The sequence below is a fragment of the Rhizobacter sp. P3_B12 genome, assembly GCF_056402895.1.
In genome coordinates this window covers 1-2,989 of the sequence record NZ_JBFUGN010000777.1, presented here as the reverse complement: position 1 = coordinate 2,989, position 2,989 = coordinate 1, and the positions used below count along the sequence as shown (strand labels likewise).

At 70.6% G+C, this 2,989-nt stretch carries 2 protein-coding genes; one reads left to right on the top strand and one right to left on the bottom strand.

Going from position 1 to position 2,989, the window contains the following annotated elements; all coding sequences use genetic code 11:
- The coding region (locus AC1D01_RS27825) for an alkaline phosphatase family protein (protein WP_477872168.1) at positions 1-506 on the top strand (506 nt) is incomplete at its 5' end.
- Positions 507-524: 18 nt separating this feature from the next.
- On the opposite strand, the gene AC1D01_RS27820 is transcribed toward AC1D01_RS27825, so the two are convergent.
- Positions 525-2,989 (bottom strand): TonB-dependent receptor domain-containing protein (locus AC1D01_RS27820; RefSeq protein ID WP_477872166.1); only part of this gene is annotated, 2,465 nt, incomplete at its 5' end.

The window sequence follows — 2,989 nt, the reverse complement described above, 5'->3', positions numbered from 1 at the left end:
CCCCCACGCAGAGCGAGCTGGGTTTCGGCTTCGACCGCTTCGGCGTGCGCGTTCCGCTGATCCTGGTGTCGCCCTACATCGAGGCGAACACCGTCTTCCGGGCCGGGCCCGCGACGCCGTTCGACCACACCTCGGTCATCGCCACCATCCTGACGATGATGGGCATTCCGCGCAGCGACTGGAAGCTGGGCAACCGCGTCCAGAACGCGCCGACCTTCGAGTCGGTGCTGACGCGCAGCACGCCGCGCACCGACATGCCGGAGATCAAGCCCAGCGCCGCCGCGCTGGCCGCCATCACCGCGGGGCCGGCGATCGATCCGCCGCCCTCCGGGCTGCAGCGTGAAATCGCGTCGCGCATGGTCCGGGAGCTCCTCTCCCGACAGCCGCTCGCGGCGAACGCGGGCGCCCCTGTCGGCGAGGACGTCTACAAGGCGCTGGACGAGGCGAGGACGCTGTCCGGGCTGGGCGCCGTGGTGACGCGGGTCGTCGGTGAACCACCACGCTGACGCCGCGGGCCCGGGCGATCAGCCCCCACCGAACACGTGCTCGAACTCCACCCAGCCCTGCCGCCCGTGCGGGCTGTAGAAGCCCACCGGATAGAACGGCCAGCCCCCGGTGTCGTCGCGCACCGTCTTGTTCGCGACGTTGTTGACGATCAGCGTCAGCCGCGTGTTCTTCGCGAGCTGGTAGCTGCCGCTCAGGTTGTGCAGCCATTGCGGCGGCACGAAGCCCTCGTCGCCATCGGCGATGCGGCCGTAGCGGCTGGACGTGAGCGTCGCGCCCCAGTCGCCGAAGCTGCCGTCCAGCGTCGCGACCAGCTTGGTCGGCCAGCCGGTGAAATCGCGCGTGCCGACCTGGTTGGTCGCGGCGTCGCCGGCGAACTGCTGGTACGTGAAGCTCTGCACCCGTGTGTACTTCGCACCGACCTGCCAGCGGCCCCAGCCCTCGGTGGCCCAGCGGTATCGCACGCCGAGGTCGAAGCCGCGCGTGCTCTCCTGCGCGGCGTTGATCGGGTTGACCGCGATCTCGTAGACCTCGCCCGGCCGCACCACCGCATTCGCCGGGTTGCGGCGCACGCGTGAGAACGTGTCGAGGCAGCTCGGGCTGGCCGGGTCCCGCGCGCCGCTGCGGCAATCGGCCTCGTCGCGCAGCAGCTTGTCGGCGTCGAGCGTCGTGACCAGGTTGTCGATCTCGATCTTCCAGAAGTCGATCGAGGCCTCGAACTGCGCACTCGGCGACCAGAACGCGCCCAGCCCCCAGCTGCGGCCGTTCTCGGATTTCAGGTCGGCGCTGCCGTTGCTGACGTAGTTGAAACCGGGCGACACGTTGGCGAACTCGCAGGTCGCCACCGGCTGGCCGGCCTGCGCGCAACGCAGGTAGTCGGTCGACGACGAGTAGTAGCCGCGGCTCTCGGCGGTGTAGATGTAGCTCATGTCCGGCGCGCGGAAGCTGGTCGCGTGGTTCGCGCGCAGCAGCAGCTCGCGGCTCGGCCGGAACTCCAGACCGGCCTGCCAGGTCAGCTTGTCGTCATGCCGGCCGGCGAACGCGTAGTCGTCGTAGCGGCCGGCGAGCGTGGCCGTCACCTCGCGCGACAGCGGCGCGTTCAGCTCGGCGCCCAGCGCCTGGCGCTGCCGCGTGCCCTTCACTTCGGCCACCTCCTTGGTGTTGTAGAACACGCCCTGCCCCAGCCGCGGGTCCGAGCGGTTGCTGAAGCCCTGCGAGCCGAGCTCGGCCACCGCGGCGAGCTGCAGCGGCCCGGCCGGCAGTTGCAGCAGGTCGCCGCGCACGCTGGCGCTCAGGCCGTGGTTCCACGAGCGGTTGTCGCCGTTGCTGGCACCGCTGATCGCGCCGAACTCGGCGGCTGTCAGCGGCGTGTACAGCCGCGCCGGATCGGGTGCGTAGATCGGGGTGCCGTCGGCATCGGTGCCCTGCTGAGGGCCGAGGAAGAAGCTGTCGACCGAGGCCAGCAGCCGCGGCGTGACGGTCTTGCTGCGGTAGGCCGATGCGTTGTAGGCCACCTCGTAGTTCCAGCCGTCGACCAGGTCGCCGCGCGCGCCGAACGCGAGGTTGCCGGTGGTGTCGCGCCATTCGCGGCTGAAGCGGGTCACGCCGCCGAGCTCCTCGGGCGCGAGGCGGCGCGTCCAGGTCTCGAGATCGCCGGTGTTGGCGTTGCGGAAATAGCTGCTGCTCGCGCCGAGCGAGGTCCAGCTCGGTCCGCGGGTGTTGTTCTCGGTCTTGGCCACGCCGAGCAAGGCTTCGGCGAACAGCGTGGTCTTCGGGGTCAGCGCAACGTCGAACAAGCCCGCGAGGTTGGCGGTCTCGGTGCCGGTCTGCGTGGTCCAGTAGGTCGGCTGGGCGCGGCCGCTCGCGCAGTAGTTGCGGCTGCCCGCCTGGTAGTGCCGGGTGCTGCCGTCGAACAGCCCACCCAGCGCGTCGCAGCCGGTGCCGGGGTCGACGTAGGCGCCGGTGTCGGCATTGCGGCGCGATGCGATCGCCGTCGGCGCGGCGCCGGCCAGCGTGGTGTCGGCCATGAAGTCGCGCTGGCGGCTCCAGATCGGCTGGCGCTTGCCGAGCTCCAGGCCCCAGACGCCGGTCACGGCGTCGCTCGCGATGCCGCCGCTGAGCTGCACGCGCAGGTTCTCGCCGCCGCCCTGCTGCGTGGTGCCGGCCTTCACGTTGAGGTGGATGCCGTCGAGCTGCTTCTTCAGGATGATGTTGACCACGCCGGCGATGGCATCGGAGCCGTAGATCGCCGAGGCCCCGCCGTCGAGGATCTCGATGCGGTCGATCAGCGCCGACGGGATGTTGGCGAGGTTCACGAAATTGACCTCGCCGTCGTAGGCGGTCGGGTAGTCGGCGACACGGCGGCCGTTGATCAGCGTCAGCGTGTGGTTCGGCCCGAGGCCGCGCAGGCTGATCGCGTTGGCGGCCGGCGTGAAGGTGTTGCCGAAGTCCTCGCCCTGCGTGAAGCCGGTGTTCTGCGTCAGGC